The 17,497-nt window shown below is 46.7% G+C and carries 16 protein-coding genes; 7 read left to right on the forward strand and 9 right to left on the reverse strand.

The genetic code is table 11. From position 1 onward, the window contains the following. The first annotated feature begins 96 nt into the window (after window positions 1–96). The 5 genes from OXH39_12240 to lpdA all read left to right on the forward strand — a co-directional run bounded on the left by OXH39_12240 (window position 97) and on the right by lpdA (window position 4,899). A complete protein-coding gene (locus OXH39_12240) occupies window positions 97–1,470 on the forward strand; it encodes a hypothetical protein (protein ID MCY3551220.1) in 1,374 nt (457 codons plus the stop codon). A gap of 1 nt (window position 1,471) precedes the next feature. Continuing rightward, window positions 1,472–1,894: a hypothetical protein gene (locus tag OXH39_12245; protein MCY3551221.1), complete on the forward strand. Its 423-nt coding sequence runs from the start codon at window positions 1,472–1,474 to the stop codon at window positions 1,892–1,894. Between the two features lie 175 nt (window positions 1,895–2,069). Further along, complete coding sequence (locus tag OXH39_12250) at window positions 2,070–2,417, forward strand: STAS domain-containing protein (protein ID MCY3551222.1); 348 nt, start codon at window positions 2,070–2,072, stop codon at window positions 2,415–2,417. A 167-nt stretch (window positions 2,418–2,584) separates the two neighbouring features. Continuing rightward, window positions 2,585–3,235, forward strand: a complete 651-nt coding sequence (locus tag OXH39_12255) for a sigma-70 family RNA polymerase sigma factor (protein MCY3551223.1) — start codon at window positions 2,585–2,587, stop codon at window positions 3,233–3,235. Between the two features lie 275 nt (window positions 3,236–3,510). After that, window positions 3,511–4,899: a dihydrolipoyl dehydrogenase gene (gene lpdA, locus OXH39_12260; protein ID MCY3551224.1), complete on the forward strand. Its 1,389-nt coding sequence runs from the start codon at window positions 3,511–3,513 to the stop codon at window positions 4,897–4,899. On the opposite strand, the gene OXH39_12265 is transcribed toward lpdA, so the two are convergent. The 5 genes from OXH39_12265 to OXH39_12285 form a co-directional block, all read right to left on the reverse strand. Then, the gene (locus OXH39_12265) at window positions 4,896–5,801 is read right to left on the reverse strand and encodes a PfkB family carbohydrate kinase (GenBank protein MCY3551225.1); all 906 of its coding nucleotides are present in this window, start codon (window positions 5,799–5,801) and stop codon (window positions 4,896–4,898) included. The genes lpdA and OXH39_12265 overlap by 4 nt on opposite strands. Before the next feature lie 80 nt (window positions 5,802–5,881). Further along, window positions 5,882–6,184, reverse strand: coding sequence for a BrnA antitoxin family protein (locus tag OXH39_12270; protein ID MCY3551226.1), 303 nt, complete (start codon window positions 6,182–6,184; stop codon window positions 5,882–5,884). Window positions 6,185–6,568: 384 nt separating this feature from the next. Further along, a complete protein-coding gene (gene ahcY, locus OXH39_12275; protein ID MCY3551227.1) occupies window positions 6,569–7,831 on the reverse strand; it encodes an adenosylhomocysteinase in 1,263 nt (420 codons plus the stop codon). A gap of 40 nt (window positions 7,832–7,871) precedes the next feature. Then, window positions 7,872–8,996: a methionine adenosyltransferase gene (metK, locus tag OXH39_12280; GenBank protein MCY3551228.1), complete on the reverse strand. Its 1,125-nt coding sequence runs from the start codon at window positions 8,994–8,996 to the stop codon at window positions 7,872–7,874. 238 nt (window positions 8,997–9,234) lie between these two features. Continuing rightward, complete coding sequence (locus OXH39_12285; GenBank protein MCY3551229.1) at window positions 9,235–11,544, reverse strand: 30S ribosomal protein S1; 2,310 nt, start codon at window positions 11,542–11,544, stop codon at window positions 9,235–9,237. Window positions 11,545–11,845: 301 nt separating this feature from the next. Here OXH39_12285 and OXH39_12290 point away from each other — a divergent pair, with 301 nt between their 5' ends. Continuing rightward, entirely contained in the window at window positions 11,846–12,190 is a 345-nt protein-coding gene (locus OXH39_12290; protein MCY3551230.1) for an STAS domain-containing protein, read from the forward strand. Between the two features lie 19 nt (window positions 12,191–12,209). Continuing rightward, on the forward strand, window positions 12,210–12,665 hold the full coding sequence (locus OXH39_12295; GenBank protein MCY3551231.1) for an ATP-binding protein: 456 nt from the start codon (window positions 12,210–12,212) through the stop codon (window positions 12,663–12,665). Here OXH39_12295 and OXH39_12300 read toward each other — a convergent pair. From OXH39_12300 to OXH39_12315, 4 genes are all read right to left on the reverse strand, one after another. Then, complete coding sequence (locus tag OXH39_12300; GenBank protein MCY3551232.1) at window positions 12,662–13,852, reverse strand: response regulator; 1,191 nt, start codon at window positions 13,850–13,852, stop codon at window positions 12,662–12,664. The genes OXH39_12295 and OXH39_12300 overlap by 4 nt on opposite strands. Beyond that, on the reverse strand, window positions 13,830–14,267 hold the full coding sequence (locus tag OXH39_12305) for a response regulator (GenBank protein ID MCY3551233.1): 438 nt from the start codon (window positions 14,265–14,267) through the stop codon (window positions 13,830–13,832). Before OXH39_12305 ends, OXH39_12300 begins: the two co-directional genes overlap by 23 nt. Window positions 14,268–14,342: 75 nt before the next feature. Then, window positions 14,343–16,682 carry a PAS domain S-box protein gene (locus OXH39_12310; GenBank protein ID MCY3551234.1) on the reverse strand — a complete coding sequence of 780 codons (2,340 nt, stop codon included), beginning with the start codon at window positions 16,680–16,682 and terminating at the stop codon, window positions 14,343–14,345. Between the two features lie 52 nt (window positions 16,683–16,734). Next, window positions 16,735–17,496 (reverse strand): universal stress protein, encoded by a 762-nt coding sequence (locus OXH39_12315; GenBank protein MCY3551235.1) that lies wholly within the window; start codon window positions 17,494–17,496, stop codon window positions 16,735–16,737. Window position 17,497: the final 1 nt, after the last annotated feature.

Below are 17,497 nucleotides of genomic sequence, written 5' to 3' on the forward strand. Positions count from 1 at the left end.
CTCACTACAATATAACGAATCCAAATATAGAGGAAACAAATACAATAATGACCAGAATAGATAGGGAGTGGTATCAATTTCAAGGAGAACAGCATTATGTTAAGAGTTACGATGATTGCCTTATTGTGCATTGCCGCCATTGTTGGTGCTTTTTTCGTCTTTTCGGCGAAGGATCAAAACGTCCACCGAGAAGCAGAAAGCCCCAGGGATGCATCAATTTCAAGGCCAACTCCGGCAGGTTCAAACATCCGCCAAGAAGCACAGGGGCATCTCAATAAGCTATATGCACTTTCGGGCAGATTAACTCCCGAAGAAAAAACAGTATATCTTGATAACACTTTCGCATTAGAAAAACTTTTCAGGGCGCAACAGGGTCCCTTGCTGCCACAAGCGGAATACGAGCGTTTTGTCGCGCATATCGAGGGACTCCTGCTTGAGAATCCAGACATCGGCTTAGAAGCACATGCGGAGACAGAAAATCATGAAGTCGTTTATGAACGCCAACAAAAGCGGCAAGAAGAACTTGAAAATGTTATCGCTGCTATAGAAGAAGTCAAAGCCTCCGAAGACATGTCCATTGGTGCAAAAGAAGCGTTTCTCTCTATCCTCGAAAACCGGCGCGCCGTGCTGGAAAGTCATGGGGCGGAAACTCGTGAGATGGCACGTGTTTTTGCTGCGTTAAAAGAGACGGATCCTGACATCGTAGGCTTAGAAAAAAACGATCTCACCGGGGAATACACAAAAGTCTACCCGAATATGCTGACAATCTATAAAAAAAGGATCCATCACCCCGACGGAACAGTTGAGATAGAGTACGCCGGTTCAAGGGGTGGAGCGACCGACCCAGATCTTCATCAAGAGATTGAGGCGTATGTGAATCTGTTAGAGAACACGCCCCCTTGGGAAACACCGCCACCGCCCGAACATGAAGATTTACGGTTCGCTATAGAATACAACGATGTTTATGTGGATGCGAACGGGAAAGAAACATCTGCTCAGCAGCAGGCGGATGCCACAGTTCGGACACCGCCAGAACTCCCACAAGAATATCCTCAACCCATCATTACGGAAGAAGAGGTTGATTCGTGGAAGGAGTCGCTGACAGAATTCAAAACGTCTGACCCCGCTGAGTGGGAAGAGATGCAGAAGTTTTTTCAAGAGGCTATGGGGATCCCGTTGGATCGTTTCTTAGAGATGACAGATGCAGAAATTGAAGCTGAATTGAATCGACAACTCTCTCCAAGTCAGAGAGAATTGGTGAGTAGTGCGACAGACACATCCCTTGGATTACCTTCTGAGGAAAGCTTTAAAACCCAACTGCGTCAACGCTTTTCTCCCGCACGGTTCAATCAAGCTATAGAGATGCTGAGTCGCTACGGTCCCAAAGAAGGCGTTCGCAGATTGAAAGCCGTTGATCCAGAAGTTGGTAGACAGGTGGAAGACCTTCTCCAAAAACAGGAGGCGCGTTAAGATGAAAACGCCTCAGTTTCTTTACCGATTGGCACGACTTGCAGGGGTTAGTATCCTTGTCTGCTTTCTCCTGTTTGCGACAGAGTCGTCCCCAGTACGCATCTGGAAACAACGCCCCCCTGTAGAGACGACTCCAGCCGTAAGATCCCCAAAAAAAACGTGTCTCTGTTGCAAAAAGACAATGGATCGTCTACGAAAACGGATTCAACAGGCAGGCGAACGCAAGCGCAAGGCACAGAAGGGTTCTACCGGACGATTAACGCAAGAGGAACCGCCTCAAACGTATCAAAGGCGTTCTAAAATGTCGCCGGAGGAATTCGCGCAACACCTTGCAGATCAGTTCCGAGCGAAACCTACGGTGTATTCCTCCTCTCTTGAGAGAGTGGGCAGTTGTGACAAAAGAAGCTTTCAATCTTTTTTCTAATAAAAATGTAAAAAATTTACCATTTACTATTAACTTTTTCAGTTTGATCCTTATAAGTAATATACTGGATATTTGCCTGTATCATTATGCAAAATCTTATGTCCCGTCTATGAGAAAAACTGAAGGTATATTTTACGGTTGACCGGCTCCCAAAACAATAATAAAGGAGAAACCCATGAAAATGATGACGCGTCTGAAAGATGGTATTCCGATTTTGGAACCCCACGGTAAAATTGTCGGTCCTGCGGTATCGGAATTGCGAGAGCAACTCGCGTTAGAGTTATTAGACGCTTCCGATACGCCCTGCTTTCTCATCAATTTCGAGCACGTTCACAAGATAGATAGCTCGGGGCTCGGCATGTTGGTAAATGTGCATATTATCGCGGCACAGATGAAAAGTCGTATCGGTATTATCAATGTTGGGCGACACATTAAGAGTTTCCTCGTCCTAAGTCGGCTGGTGAATATTTTTGAACATTTTGAGAGCGAGGATGTTGCGATTTCGGCACTCACCAACGATTGAGGCAAAGAAACTATTTTGAAAGATTTTGAAATTCACATTGATTTTTCCCGTTAAAAATTATAAAATAGATAAACGGTCAATGGATTTTTTGATAGCGGCACGATAAGTGCCTGCTGTCAAGATAGCACATCACAAGTTAAGGACTTGTTTTGACGGAGGGCACATTCATGAAATTGAGATGTCAGTTGAAGGGCATAAAATGTCCACGTTATAAGCATCATGGGGTTTTCCAGCCTGATGACGAAACGGTAAAACGGTTGCTGCCGGACTTGAATTGGTGTGCTAACTGTATGGCGTATGCCACCCCGCGGTGCCCTGATATCCGGGATGATTTGCTGCAGATTGCCTCCATTGTCCTCGTCGAAAAGGGACCTGGGTTCAATTCGACACATCAGAGTGGCGCGAGTTTCGGTACCTTCATCCGCCCACAAATCTGTGGAATTTTGAAGAACGCAAAAGAGAAGGAACTCTTACACAGCAGGCGTGAACTGCCGCATGTTGATGAAGGGTGGAATTTGCACGGAGATGTGGATGCTGAAGCCGATCAGGCAGTGGGATGGTTGCACGAGGTTTCAGACTTGAACTCCGAATTTGAGGATGAACTCGTGCAAAACATCAGCTTTCAGGAGACCTTACCGGAACTCCTACAAACGTTGACCGCGCGTGAACGCGAGGTTTTCGCCTGCCTTCGTGAGAATCAGCAGAATCACGAAATTGCTGAGGCGTTGAAACTTTCTGAAGCGCGCGTCAGCCAACTGGTGAAACGGGTAACGCTGAAACTGACACAAGCGGGACAAAGGCTCGGTCTATCAGAATAACTATTTTTGGAGGCACTCCCTTGGAAATAATCATACTTCAAAGGTAGCGGCGATTGTGGATACCAGTTGTAAGCTGGAACGCAATCGCCTTTTTTATTTTAAGGCGAGGATACAATCCTCGCCAGCAGCGGGCAGAGCACTACTTACACTTGTGAGAAGGCGAGGATACAATCCTCGCCAGCAGCGGGCAGAGCACTACTCACTGGGAATTTGAGTTTGACAGCCCTCCGACCTTTGTGATAAAATTCAATTCATCTTACAAAACAGGAGCAATCATGTCTATGTATGATGTTGGAATTATCGGTGGGGGCCCAGGGGGGTACGTCGCAGCTATTAAAGCGGCGCAACTCGGTGGCAGCGTCTGCCTGATAGAAAAAGGGGAGTGGGGTGGGACCTGTCTGAACCGAGGGTGCATCCCAACAAAAACGCTTTTTGCGGTTGCTAACCTTGCGACACAGGTTCAGGAAGCATCTGCCTTCGGTATACATATCGGTGGTGAAGCAACAATTGACTACGCGCAGGTATTAGATCACAAAGCCTCAGTCATCAAGCAATTGACAGGAGGTATTGCACAACTACTGAAGGCAAACGGGGTTGATACCTTCAATGGAACAGCGACACTTACTGACAGAAATAGCATTGTCGTCAGCAAGTTTGATGGTACAACCGAACAATTGCACGCGAGAAATATTATCATTGCTACGGGTTCTGAACCTGCGGAGCCACCGGTTTTTGACATTGACGAGGAACAGGTTTTGACGACGACAGGGATTCTCAACCTTACAGAACTTCCTGAAAGTCTTTTGATTGTTGGCGGTGGGGTTTCAGGTTGTGAGTTCGCTTCCATTTTTAGTGCTCTCGGATGTCAGGTGACCGTGCTGGAACTCCTTCCGACAATTTTAGCAACTGAAGACATCCAAGTTATTCGCCATATCCAACTCTTTATGAAGCGAAAAGGTATCACGATCCACACCGGTGCGAAACTTACCCACGTCAAAAAATCGGAAGCAGGTGTCACTGCCGTGCTTGAATCTGGCGAAGAACTTGCGGCAGAAAAGATGCTCGTCTCGATTGGGAGACGCTACAATACAGAGAACATAGGATTGGAAGCGGTTGGTGTCCATACCGCGGATGGGAAAATCGTTGTGGATGCCCAGATGCAGACGAATGTTCCGGGCATCTATGCGGTTGGAGATGTCGCGAGTCGGTACCTGTTGGCACATGTCGCATCAGCAGAGGGAAAGATTGCGGCACAGAATTGCCTCGGTGAGCGTGTTGAGATGGATTATCAGGTTGTTCCGTGGTGTGTTTTTACCTTACCGGAAATTGGACATGTCGGTATGACAGAAAAAGAGGCAACAGATGAGGGTTATGAAGTAAAGATAGGACGATTCCCATACGCTGCAAACGGGAAGGCATTGGGATTAGGTGAAACGGATGGGTTTGTTAAAACTGTTTCCGATGTTGAGAGTGGGGATATTCTGGGGGTTCACATCGTGGGTGCGCAGGCATCAACCCTCATTCATGAAGCAGCAGTCGCAGTGCGTTTAGGGGCTTCTGCTGAAGATATAGCACACACTATTCACGCGCATCCGACTCTTTCAGAAATGGTGATGGAATCTGCTGAAGCAGCGTACGGTAGGGCGATTCACAGTTTACATTAGAAACGGACAGCCTCTTGAAGTTCAAGATAACGGGATGAGATTTCGGAAAATTGCACATCTTTCTGTCGATTGATGCTGAAATCTTCAATATTAAAAGAGGCGACAACCGCTCCATATACCATAGCACCGCGTACCGTTTCTTCAGACGTATCTCCAATAGAGGCGAGGTACCCCATCATCCCACCAGCGAAACTATCGCCTGCTCCTGTAGGATCCGTTACTTGTGTGAGTGGGTATGCCGGAGCAGTAAAAAAAGATGATTCCGTGACGCTGATTGCGCCATGTTCCCCCTTCTTGATGATCACCCGTTTCGGACCGTAGCGTAAAATTGCCTGCGCCGCTCGCATTAAATTGGAATCGCCAGTGAACAGGAGTGCCTCGCTATCGTTCAAGATGAGAATATCCACGCGTGCTAAGAGTGCTTCTAACGCTTCTCGCTCCTCGTTAATCCAAAAGTCCATCGTATCACAGACAATAAGTTTTGGATTCGTCGCTTGTTCAATGATGCTCAAATGTAATACTGGTGAGCTATTTGCCAAAAAAAGATAGGGGGCATCTTTGTAAGCTTCAGGCAAAACAGGCTGGAAATCGGCAACGACATTTAATTCTGTAAAAAGTGTATCTCGCACGTTAAAGTCTTCGGTATAACGACCACCCCATCGGAATGATTTGCCGTTATCAACCCGCTTTAGACCTTGGAGATCAATGCCTTGGGTTTCGAGGAAATCCGTGTAGGTGCGTGGAAAATCGGCACCAATAACGCCAACTAGTTGGACAGTCCCGTTAAAAAAACTCGCGGCGACAGCAGCATAGACCCCAGAACCCCCAAGCACGTCCTCAACCCGTTCGCTTGGCGTTTCTACTGTATCTAAAGTCACTGTGCCAACGACCAAAACTCCCATATTGTGAACCCTTTTACGACATGCCTCGAATTATCAACGCTCTTCGTTTCCCCTCATCATGCCTCTGGATAGAAGATTGGCTAACTGTCGGCGTTTGCCTCAATGTATTCCCGAAGGACTGTGTTAATCTGTGTTTCATAGTCAGGTGCCTGTGTCTTAAACCACTCTAACAGGTCCGGATCAATAGCAACAATATTTTCTGGCATTACCACGGTTGCATCTTTCCAGAAGGTTGCATCCGTTTTGGGGTCGTCCGCGTCAGACACTACAGCAGTATCAATGTCCGCATCCGTTAGGGCATCAAAGCGATTCCACTTGGTCTCATCCGGCTGTGTATCTATTTCAGAATGACTGTATTCGACGTATGTATTCCGCTCTTTCATGGGTGTTCGCCTTTTTCACAAGTTCAACCCGTTGGATCACTCCAATTCTTGATCTAGTAATTGCGTAGTCGTGACTGCGAAACAAATAGCACAAATTAAAATAAAAAAGGGCCAGGTTTATTCTTATTTTCGCGAAACGCGCGGATAACCCGTCGTAGACGACGAACAAAAATTACGCCGAGCACGATAACTAATAAATAACTCAGTACTTTTACCAACGTCGGCGAGAGTTGTAGCACGTCAGAAGGCACCATGATTACTAACAATAGCACTGCTGATAGGAGTAATATCACTCCTTCTACAATCTCTGATTTCTTCATAAAGTTCCCTCACACAGGGATGATATCGAAGAGGATATATGGGATAATTGGTAGAAGAATGGTGTTAAGTTCCCATTTCCCACGAGTTGAGATACTTCTCCTGCTCTGCAGTGAGCGTGTCAATTTCAACACCGAACGCCTGCAGCTTCAACTCTGCCACGGTCTCATCAATGGATTCGGGGACATCATACACCCGATTTTCAAGGTTATCACGGTTTTGGGCGATATATTCAAGAGAAAGTGCCTGATTCGCGAAACTCATGTCCATGACACTTGCTGGATGGCCTTCAGCAGCAGCAAGATTTACTAACCTGCCTTCACCGACAAGATAGAGTTTCCTACCGTCTTCGAGGGTGTACATGTCTACGTAGGGGCGTGCGTTTCCTTTATCGACGCTCAATTTTTCAAGCGCAGGAATATCAATTTCAACGTTGAAGTGCCCGGAATTCGCGATAATAGCACCATCCTTCATCACTTCAAAATGCTCCTGACGGAGGACATGGATATCTCCCGTGAGCGTCACAAACAGATCAGCTTCCTGCGCTGCCTTCTGCATGGGCATAACTCGAAATCCATCCATTACGGCTTCCAACGCTTTCAAGGCGGTGACCTCTGTCACAATAACGTTCGCGCCTAAGCCGCGTGCTCGGTTAGCAACGCCCCTACCACACCATCCATAGCCCGCGACGACAACCGTTGTTCCTGCGATGAGTAGATTAGTTGCTCTGATAATACCGTCCAATGTGCTTTGTCCGGTTCCGTATCGGTTATCAAAAAAGTGTTTCGTCCGTGCGTCGTTCACAGCAATAATCGGATATTTCAGTACGCCTTCATTTGCCATACTTTTGAGTCGGATGACACCAGTTGTTGTTTCTTCCGTTCCTGCCACGACTTGTTCAACTAAAGCTGGATTTGTCTCTTCAGAATGGAGTCTTGAGACGAGGTCGGCACCGTCATCCATAGTAATCGTCGGTTGCAAATCAAGAGTGGCATCAATGTGCTTGTAGTAGGTGTCTGTATCTTCTCCGTTAATCGCAAAGACCCCGATCTGTTCGTCAACAACGAGAGATGCAGCGACATCATCCTGTGTGCTAAGCGGGTTTGACGCACAGACAACCGCTTCCGCACCACCCGCCTTTAGTGTTTTCATCAAGTTTGCGGTTTCAGTCGTGACATGCAGACACGCGGCTACCTTTAACCCATCCAATGGACGTTCTTTTTGAAACCGTACGCGGATAGAATCTAATACGGGCATAAATCGGTTTGCCCAGTCAATCCGTTGTTTGCCATCCGATGCGAGCTCTGTTGCTTTAATATCGTAGTTCATCAATTTCCTTTTTATTCACTGGTGTTTTCAGTTTTTTCAACTACCGGAGTTTTTCGACGTAATCGGTTTCTTCCCACGTGAAACCGGGTTCCTCGCGCCCAAAATGTCCATACGCGGCAGTATTCTGATAGATAGGTTGACGTAGTTTGAGGCGTTCTATAATACCCGCGGGTGTTAGATCAAAGTATGTGTTGACAAGCTCGGTGAGTGCTTCGTCATCCCCAGTCCCAAACGTATCAACCATAACAGAGAGGGGGTCTTTTCTACCAATTGCATAGGAGATTTGAATTTCACACCGCTCCGCGAGTCCGGCGGCAACAAGGTTTTTAGCAGCGTGTCGTGCAGCATAAGTTGCACTTCGGTCTACTTTGGTTGGATCTTTCCCAGAGAGTGCCCCACCGCCGTGCCGTCCCATCCCACCATAAGTATCAACAATAATTTTTCGTCCTGTTAACCCAGCATCACCTTGGGGGCCACCGGTCACAAAACGCCCAGTTGGATTAATATGATATTTAATGTCTGGACTTTGGAGATCCTCGGGAATAATTTTTTTGATAACCTCTTCAATAATTGCTTCGCGCAGTTCGGTATCCGCAACATCTGGGTTATGTTGTGAGGCAATAACAACTGCGGTGACAGCCTTGGGTTTACTGTCAACATATTCAACGGTTACCTGAGATTTTCCATCCGGTCGGATAAAGGGAAGGGTATGATCTTTGCGAACTTTTGCCAAACGCCGTGTTAGTTGATGGGCGAGGGTAATCGGTAGCGGCATCAATTCTGGCGTTTCGGTGCATGCGTATCCAAACATTAATCCTTGGTCGCCCGCGCCTCCCGGATTTACACCCATTGCAATATCAGGTGATTGCTTATCAATAACACTCAGTACAGCACTGCGTTCAGCATCAAAACCGTATTCAATATCGGTGTAACCGATATCGGCTATTACCTTCCGCGCGATTTGTTGTGCATCGTAATTTGCAGTCGTTGTGATTTCACCGGTAATGATAGCAAGCCCAGTTGTGACCAATGTTTCACAAGCGACCCTACCCATCGGGTCGGTTCTGAATATGGTATCAAGCACCGCGTCGGAGATCTGGTCTGCGATTTTGTCTGGATGCCCTTCAGTGACAGATTCGGACGTAAACAAAAAATTTTTGCTCAATTCAGCGTCTCCCAATCTACGTATCTATTTTTATTCTGTTTGTAAATCAAGGTTTCCATGAAAGAGAGAATGGATGAACATGCCGCCCACCCGGATATGTGAGATAACGAAAACGGGCGCGCAAAAACGCGCCCCTACATTTCAAACGTAGACACACCCTGTGGCGAGGTTTTCGTTTTGTATCTCTGCCTCTGTTCCGAAAGTTTAGAGTTGATCTGGAACGAAGATACAAGAAACATTATTGTTCAGAGTTCTCTACACTCTCAGGGTTCTCGGAATTTTCTGCATCCTCAACGCTTTTGGAAGTCTCTGCACTCTCAACCTCCGCAGAGCTTTCTGCATTTTCGACGCTCTCAGAGTTTTTTACACTCTCAACGTTCTCGGCGGTCTCCGCGTTCGACTTACCCATTTCCTCTTTGAGCAAAGCACCCAATGTAGTGACAGTCTCTTCATGTGCGGTTGCTTGTCGTCGTGGTTCGCGTTCGCGTCGTGGACGAGATGGGCGTTCGGTTCGCGGTCTTGCTGGCCGCTCCTCTTCAGGTGCCGCGGCGCGTTCCTGTTCGGCAAGGAGTGCTTTCAAGCTCAGTCCGATCCGTCGATCTTTTGGAGACAAGTTAATGACTTTTAAGTCTAACTCATCGCCTACAGAGACGATTTCCTCCGGCTTTTCGATTCGCCGGTCTGCGAGTTCAGAAATGTGGATTAAGCCTTCAATGCCTTCCTCAAGTTTGGTGAACGCTCCAAAACTGGTGAGATTGACAACTGTGCCTCGAACGACAGAACCAACCTTGTACTTTTCGGGGACTTCTTCCCAAGGGTCAGGCTGTGTCTGCTTAAGCCCTAATGAGACTCGACGTTCAGAGGCATCAATTTGGAGCACGACGACTTCAATCTCACTACCTTCCTTAAGCGCCTCGTTGGCTGCAGCCCCCCGTTTGGTCCACGAGAGATCTGAGGTATGAATTAAACCGTCAATCCCTGGTTCGATTTCAACAAACGCGCCAAAACTCGTTAAGTTTCGGATACGTCCAGTGATCTTGCTACCGACGGGTGATCTTTCCGCCAAGAGTTCCCAAGGATTTTGTTGCAGCTGCTTCAGTCCGAGCGAAATCCGTTTGTCTTCTCTCGAGATTTCAAGCACAACAGCTTCAATTTCATCACCCTTATTGACGATTCGCGACGGTGCGACGTTACGGCGAGTCCACGCCATCTCAGAGACATGAATCAAGCCTTCGACACCCTCTTCGAGTTGTAAGAACGCCCCATAGTTGACAATATTGACAACAGCACCTCGGACGGTGGCACCGACAGGATATTTCCCTTCAATGTCCGCCCATGGATCCGGTGTCTTCTGTTTCAAGCCGAGAGAGATTTTCTCGTTCTCTTGGTTGATGCCGATAACTTGGACTTCAATTTCTTCGCCAACGGAAACGACATCAGAGGGATGATGGATTCGCTTCCATGCCATATCCGTCTTATGAAGTAACCCATCAACACCACCGAGGTCAACAAAAGCACCGAAGGCAGTGATATTTTTCACTACGCCGGTTATGAGTTGATCGACTTCAAGTGTATTGAGTACCTCTGAGCGCTTTTGGAGAAGTTCGGTTTCCAACCATGCCCGCCGCGATAAGACGATGTTATGCCGTCGCTTGCTGAGGCTGATAACCTTCATGTCAAGCGTCTGTCCTACATACTGCTCAAGGTTCTGGATGGGACGCAACTCAACTTGTGAAGCCGGTAAAAAGCCTCGCAGTGAACCGACATTTACCCTTAATCCGCCTTTAATCCGCTCGGTGATACGGCCCTTCACAGGTGTACCGCTCTCATGCGCAGTCGCTATCTCATCCCAAATAAGTGTCTGATCGGCAATCTTCTTCGAAAGGACTATTTGCCCTTCTGAATCCTCACGCCGGACGATATAGACATCAATTTCATCGCCTGCCTGTACAGCAGGTAAATCGCCTTGTCCAACGTCAAATTCTGATGCCGGGATATAGCCTTCCGATTTAAAGCCGATATCGATCATGACTTCATCACGGTTGACATCTACGACGACCCCTTTAACAATTTCGCCATCTGTAAACGCTTTGATCGAATTATCATACGCTTCTTCAAGGGATTCTGGGCTCATCGGCTCCGATGGTTCTTCCGGCACTGCCGCTGCTTCCTCAGAAATGGTTTCATCAGTCGGCGATGCTGCTTCATCTTCATCAGCCTCGCTATCAGTTATTTCTACCGTTTCTTCTGGTGCAGTTTGGTCGGCTTGCTCAGAATCAGTGTCCGTATGAGCAACTTCTATCGCCGTCTCGGAGGCATTTTCATTGGTAAGCGTTGCATCTTCAGAATTGGTGTCATCAGCGGCCCCTTCCATCTCGCTGTCTGTGACTTCTTCATGCTGTTCAACGTCTGCGTCGGTTGCCAAAGTTGCCTCTGCTTCTGTCTCGCTCGCTACTTCCTGATTCACTTCAACTGAGCCTTCAGTTGACTGTTTTTCTTCTTCCACATTAACAGTGGAGACATTTGTATTTGCCTGTTCGTTGTTCATTAAGATACCTGGTCCATTTAAAAACGCGCAACGGCGTTAATCCGCCAGTTCCTCCTTATATTCAAAGTGCTTTTGGCACTTTCAAATCGGTTACCTAATAGTATATCACAAATATATAAAGAAAAGCAACAACAATTTTTTATTCCTGCGATTTGAGTCCCGAAAGGATATTCTGTTTTGGAAAACTCCTCATATAATTTGCGATTCAGGTGCAGAATTTTGTTTGATTTTTTTGTTGAGTTAAGATAGAATTTAAAAACGGTTCTTAAAGTCCTAATTAATTTATTTGGAGGTGCTTGCTATGGATTCAACAAAATTAATGAACCTCCGGGAAGAATCCGGTATAAAAATAATTGAAATAAAAACAGACTTGAGTAGTTACGCAGCATCTGATTTACGGAAGGTGCTTGAGGGGCTCTTAGCAGAGAAAGTCGAGAAAGTCGTTGTCAACCTGAGTCAGGTGAGTCATATCAACAGTACGGCTGTAGGTGCGTTGGTGGGTGTTGCGAAACGACTTCGCCAAAACGGTGGTGACCTTAAGATTTGCGCGCTTGCGGACAACTTGACGCGTACCTTTAATCTTATCGGTGCCTCCAGTGTCGTTGAAATCTATGAGTCAGAAAACAGTGCCCTCGCTGCATTTTAAACAAAACAGATTTTAACACATGGCGCAAGCAGATATTCAACTTCAGATTCCGAGTGCTGTCTTTTACATAGAACCTGTTCGCGCATTTGTTGGGAACCTCGCGCGGAGCCTCGGATTTTCAAGGAAACGTGTGGCAGACATCCAACTTGTGCTTGATGAAATCTGTAGCAACGCAGTCCATCATGGCTCGGTGGATCCTACAGATAGCGTTAAATTGCATATCGGTATTGATACACACGCCCTCGAAATTTTAGTAAAAGATACCGGTACACGGCAGGCGGGAAAAAAGAGTTGGCTGACGGATGAAAGACTTTTAGAGATTGAAACGAATCGTTCCCCAAGCAATGAGAGGGGACACGGTATTTTTATCGTGAAATCTCTCTCGGATATGCATGAAATGCAACCGAACGAGGCAGGTGGAACGGATGTGCGAGTCGTTTTTCACTTTCCGAAACCGAGCGATATTAAAATTTAATCCCCCCCTGAAACTTCAATAGCAATAAGCGTTAGGTCGTCATCTTTTGGGCAGTTATCGGTGAAGGTGTCAATAGCCTCGGAGACACCGGCGATGAGTTCTGCTGCGGATTGCTCCCTCCACGCGCTGACCAATTGTCCAAGTCGATCTACAGTAAATTCCTCACCTTTCGGATTTTTGGCTTCGTAAACACCGTCGGTATAGAGAAACATTCTACCTAACGGGTCAAATGGATAATGCGTCGTTTCATACACCGAATCTCGCCAAATGCCCAGCCCATTTCCTGTATTTTTGTCACCGACAGGATGGTATGTTTTTTTCTCTGCATTGTACAAAAATGGAAATGAATGTCCGGCATTTGCACAGACGAGTTCGCCTTTATCAAGGTCAATGATACCGCAAAAGGCGGTAGCAAACATAAACAGCCTTGAACTAATGAGATCGTTAAAACGAGTATTCAGTATCTCAAGCAGGTGTCCTGGATTATTCGCGATTTGTTGTTGAAATTCCGCCAAAATTGTTTTAATGAAAACCGTTACAAAAGCAGCTGAAACACCGTGCCCCATAACATCAGAGATAAAAACACCGAGTCGGTTCGGGGCAATTTCCCAGACATCAAAAAAATCGCCGCCGACTGCCATCTCAGGACAACAGTGGGAAGCGACACGAAACCCTGATAATTCTTGCACGCCATCCTGAGGGATCAGGATCTCCTGAATGCTGCGTGCCATTTGGAGTTCTTCTTGCAAACGGGCGTTGTATTTTGCGAGGGTATCTTGGTAGTGCTTGATTCGTAAGAGTGAACGAACCCGCGCGAGTACCTCTAAACTATCAAAAGGCTTTTCAATAAAGTCATCGGCACCTGCTTCAATAGACTTGATTCGATTTTCGCGTGTATCGCGCAGCGCGGTTATCATTACAATCGGGATAAATTCGGTTGCTTCATTCGCTCGGACCTGTTTGACAACTTCAAACCCATCCATTTTCGGCATATTAATGTCCAACAAGATGAGATCCGGCATCTCTTCCTTGACGACCTCAAGAGCTTGAAGTCCGTCAGCGGCTGTATAGACTGTGTATCCCCGTGCGTTGAGTTGAATTTGGAGAATTCTGACATTTCTCGGTTCATCATCAACAACAAGGATCTTCGCGGCTTCTTGCGGTTCAGGAGTTGCTTCCGTGTTCATGTTTCTGTCCTTTGATGTGAGTTTCTACACGCTCCACCAGAACCTTAATATCAATAGGTTTGCTAAGATAATCGTCGCAGCCTGCCTTGAGGATACGTTCTCTGTCGCCGGACATCGCTGCAGCTGTTAGGGCAATAATCGGTATATGTACCCACGCCAGATTCGCTTTAATCCGTCTCGTTAAATCTTCACCGCTTTGTCCGGGTAAAGCAATATCCATAAGAATGAGTTGCGGGATTGCTTTTTCTAAACTGGCGATCGCTTCCACAGCGTCAGTCGCCTCCACCACCGTATACCCCTTTGATTGCAGGACAATCCGAACAACTTTACGGTTCAACTCCTGGTCTTCAATCACCAAGATACGCTTTGGGGTTTCTGCCTGTTCTTCGAGTGGAAGTGAGTTTTCAGTTTTCACGGGTCGTCCTCTGTTCAAGCCAGCAGTTTTAAAGTGGAACGGAATATACTGTCAGATATCGATGCTTCGGTTTCTCTATGCTGCCTTATCAGATCCGGTACCGACTTTGCTTTTTAAGTGTTGTAAGGGGATTTTCAGAGCGAAATTGCTCCCTTTCCCTTCTTCGCTTTTCACACTAATTTCGCCGCCATGCAGTTCAATGAGTCTATGTGTCAATGCTAACCCAAGCCCGGTTCCGCCATACCGCCGAGATTTTGACGTATCAATCTGTGTGAACGGAGCGAAGAGTTTCGCTTGATCTTCTTCAGCGATACCTATACCGGTATCAATAACCTGGGCACGTAGTTCTGTATCGGTCACTTCTACTTCCGTTGCCACCTTACCGCCTTCTGGTGTGAATTTCACTGCGTTGGAGAGTAAGTTGTAGAAGATCTGTTTGATTTTAACCCGATCAGCCTCAATCATACCGTTCCGATTATAGTTCAAGGTGAGATCCAAATCTTTCTTTACAGCAAGCGCAGTGATAATAGCGTTCACCTCCTCAACAGCTTCAACAATAGAGAATATTTCCAGTTGTAGTGCCATTTTTCCAGCCTCGATTTTTGACAGGTCGAGGATGTCGTTAATCATTTCCAGTAGATGTTGACCACTAATATGGATGTCATTGACACATTCCCGCTGCTCAGCGTTGATACTCCCGACGAGTTCATCCCGCAGAATCTCAGCGAATCCAATAATTGCATTCAAGGGTGTCCGCAACTCGTGGCTCATATTTGCGAGGAAGTCACTTTTTGCGCGGCTTGCGTATTCAGCGGTTTCCTTGGCATGTTGCATTACTTCTTGGGTTTTTATTCGCTCTGTAATATCGAGTGCCATACTAATACCCAAGTGTCTTTTACTCGGACCCGGAAGTTCACCAAGCAACGATGAACTAAACTCCCAAATCTGTTTTTTGCCAGACTTGGTAAAAATTTCGTACTCGCCCTCTGCTACACGCTCCGTAGAACTATACAATTGGGTAAGATGTGCTTTGATCTTCTCAGCTTCCTGATGATTCGCCTGCTCCAACCATTTTGAGACTGTAGGCATATCTTCAAGAGTGTACCCGGTTAATTCTGTCCACGCCCGGCTAATTTGCAAGACTTCACCATCCTCGGCATGAATCATGATAGGTAGGGGTGCGTTCAGTACGGCACGACGAAAACGCTCTTCGCTGTGCTGCAATTCAATTTCCGCTCGCTTCCGATCCGTGATATTCGTTGATGCCATCACGAACCCAACCAATTCTCCATCCTGTTGAATTGGACCGATGCAGGATGCGTACCAATATCCACTTATCAGTCCCTGAACTTCATAGGTTGCAACTTCGCCAGTTTCGATTACTCGGGCACAGGCTTCCCTGAACCCTTTATGATGTTCTTCAGCGAGAAATTCAAAGACGCTTTTTCCGACGATGTCTTGAGGTGTTAATCCGAGGGTAGGGGGGAGTCTGTTGATAAATTCAAGGCGATAGTCAAGGGCCATCGTTGAGATGAGGTCGGGTACACTTTCAACAAGAGAACGCCAGTTTGCTTCCGAATCTCGGACAGCTTGTTGTGCGCGATAGTACTCAGTTATATCTCGTGAAATGCCGCACGTTCCATTTATACGTCCATCTCTATCTCGAATTGGAACTTTGGTCGTTGAGACCCACGTATCTTGTTCGTTGGGCCAAGTCTCTTTTTCCTGTATACCTTCAATTGGTTTTCCAGATTCGATGACATCTTGCTCGTCCTGATACGCCTGTTGGGCATGTTCACGGGTAAAGAAATCAAAATCCGTTTTATTGACTGCCTCGGCGGGATTCTTTAGACCGAACCGTTCCGCCAAAGAGCGATTGATTCGTATGAACCGGCTCTCCAGATCCTTGAAGTAGATGTGGTCGGGTGTATTCTCCATTAGGGTATGCAGCAGATCACCCTCTTGCGCGCGCTTCGCTGCCAATTGCTGAAAGCGGGTTTCACTCTCTTTCAATTTCGCTTCCAGTCGTTTTCGTGGCGTGATATCTGTTGCGACGACGTAACAGCCTTGTTTTTTGGGATCTTTTGTTATGCGCCATCTTAACCACTTGTAAGACTCATCTTTGCATTGAAATCGGCTTTCAAAGGTAGCAGTATGGCTTTTACCTGTTTTTACCTTCTCAATTTCGGTGAGTGTGCCTTGCCGTTCCTTCGGATGTACAAACACATGCCATTTCGGACTTTGGAGTTCCGATTTAGTAAATCCGAGAGTTTCTTCCCACGCCAAATTGAAAGCAAGGAAACTACCGTCACAACTGATATATCCGAACATATCCGTGGCAATTTCCAAAAGACAGTTAGGATCAACAATTTCGTCCGTTAATATATGTTTGCGAACGTCATCCTTAGGTTCCATATTTACCCCCACCGGGTGCGAGGTAGGAAGCACCTTTGTGAGTTGGGCAGGTTTACTTTGTCACGAGTACTGCACGACTTGCTAATTTTACAACGGTTTGCGTGGTGCTTTGGAAAACGAGTTCATATAATCTTCCGTGATGACTTGCGCTGAGGGCGATGAGATCACAGTCATTCTCCTCTGCGTTCTCTAAGATATTTGCTACTGTAAAGCCGCGAGCCGTAAGGAAATCGGCTTGAACGTCATAATATTTCAAGTAGGCTTCCATCTGTTGCTGAATCTGTGTTGCTTCAGGCTGCGTGCTTGAAAGGGCGAGTCCAAGAATCCCAGCTTTTGTCAATTCTCCGATTTCAGCGACAAGCCCTAAGGCATGGTCAGAATAAGTGTCGCCGTGATGGACGGCGAGAATCTTGCGCAGTAGTGTGCATTGTTCGTGCACCACGATAATAGGTCTCGTGATATGCAAAAGTACGTCGTCAATTTGGTTCTGAATAAGCTTAAGGCGACGTTTCCTTATATCTTCAGGGAGCCCGACGACAACAAGATCAGCGGAGTGTGCTTTTTCGCAGATCATCTGTCGTGGGTTGCCAGCGACCGCCTCGACGTGGTAGTCCAAAAAATCGTAGAGTGAACATTCCGCTTCTGTCCGACGTAGAACAGTCGCTGCGACATCAGCGTTTCCGCCGTGCTGGCTGTCTTGGAAGAAAACACACGATAGGTGCGTTCCTAAAAGCACCGCCAATTGCCCGGCATATTCAAAGGCATTTTTTTCATAATCCGTATCGCCGATGGCAACGAGGATATTTTTTATCATG

It is taken from the genome of Candidatus Poribacteria bacterium, from assembly GCA_026702755.1.
In the GTDB taxonomy this organism is placed as follows: Bacteria; Poribacteria; WGA-4E; order WGA-4E; family WGA-3G; genus WGA-3G.

What these genes read in the sequence shown, in the direction of transcription:
- OXH39_12240 (MCY3551220.1), top strand. Translation starts at nt 97, where the DNA reads ATGTTAAGAGTTACGATGATTGCCTTATTGTGCATTGCCGCCATTGTT.
- OXH39_12245 (MCY3551221.1), top strand. Translation starts at nt 1,472, where the DNA reads ATGAAAACGCCTCAGTTTCTTTACCGATTGGCACGACTTGCAGGGGTT.
- OXH39_12250 (MCY3551222.1), top strand. Translation starts at nt 2,070, where the DNA reads ATGAAAATGATGACGCGTCTGAAAGATGGTATTCCGATTTTGGAACCC.
- OXH39_12255 (MCY3551223.1), top strand. Translation starts at nt 2,585, where the DNA reads ATGAAATTGAGATGTCAGTTGAAGGGCATAAAATGTCCACGTTATAAG.
- lpdA (MCY3551224.1), top strand. Translation starts at nt 3,511, where the DNA reads ATGTCTATGTATGATGTTGGAATTATCGGTGGGGGCCCAGGGGGGTAC.
- OXH39_12265 (MCY3551225.1), bottom strand. Translation starts at nt 5,801, where the DNA reads ATGGGAGTTTTGGTCGTTGGCACAGTGACTTTAGATACAGTAGAAACG.
- OXH39_12270 (MCY3551226.1), bottom strand. Translation starts at nt 6,184, where the DNA reads ATGAAAGAGCGGAATACATACGTCGAATACAGTCATTCTGAAATAGAT.
- ahcY (MCY3551227.1), bottom strand. Translation starts at nt 7,831, where the DNA reads ATGAACTACGATATTAAAGCAACAGAGCTCGCATCGGATGGCAAACAA.
- OXH39_12285 (MCY3551229.1), bottom strand. Translation starts at nt 11,544, where the DNA reads ATGAACAACGAACAGGCAAATACAAATGTCTCCACTGTTAATGTGGAA.
- OXH39_12290 (MCY3551230.1), top strand. Translation starts at nt 11,846, where the DNA reads ATGGATTCAACAAAATTAATGAACCTCCGGGAAGAATCCGGTATAAAA.
- OXH39_12295 (MCY3551231.1), top strand. Translation starts at nt 12,210, where the DNA reads ATGGCGCAAGCAGATATTCAACTTCAGATTCCGAGTGCTGTCTTTTAC.
- OXH39_12300 (MCY3551232.1), bottom strand. Translation starts at nt 13,852, where the DNA reads ATGAACACGGAAGCAACTCCTGAACCGCAAGAAGCCGCGAAGATCCTT.
- OXH39_12310 (MCY3551234.1), bottom strand. Translation starts at nt 16,682, where the DNA reads ATGGAACCTAAGGATGACGTTCGCAAACATATATTAACGGACGAAATT.
- OXH39_12315 (MCY3551235.1), bottom strand. Translation starts at nt 17,496, where the DNA reads ATGATAAAAAATATCCTCGTTGCCATCGGCGATACGGATTATGAAAAA.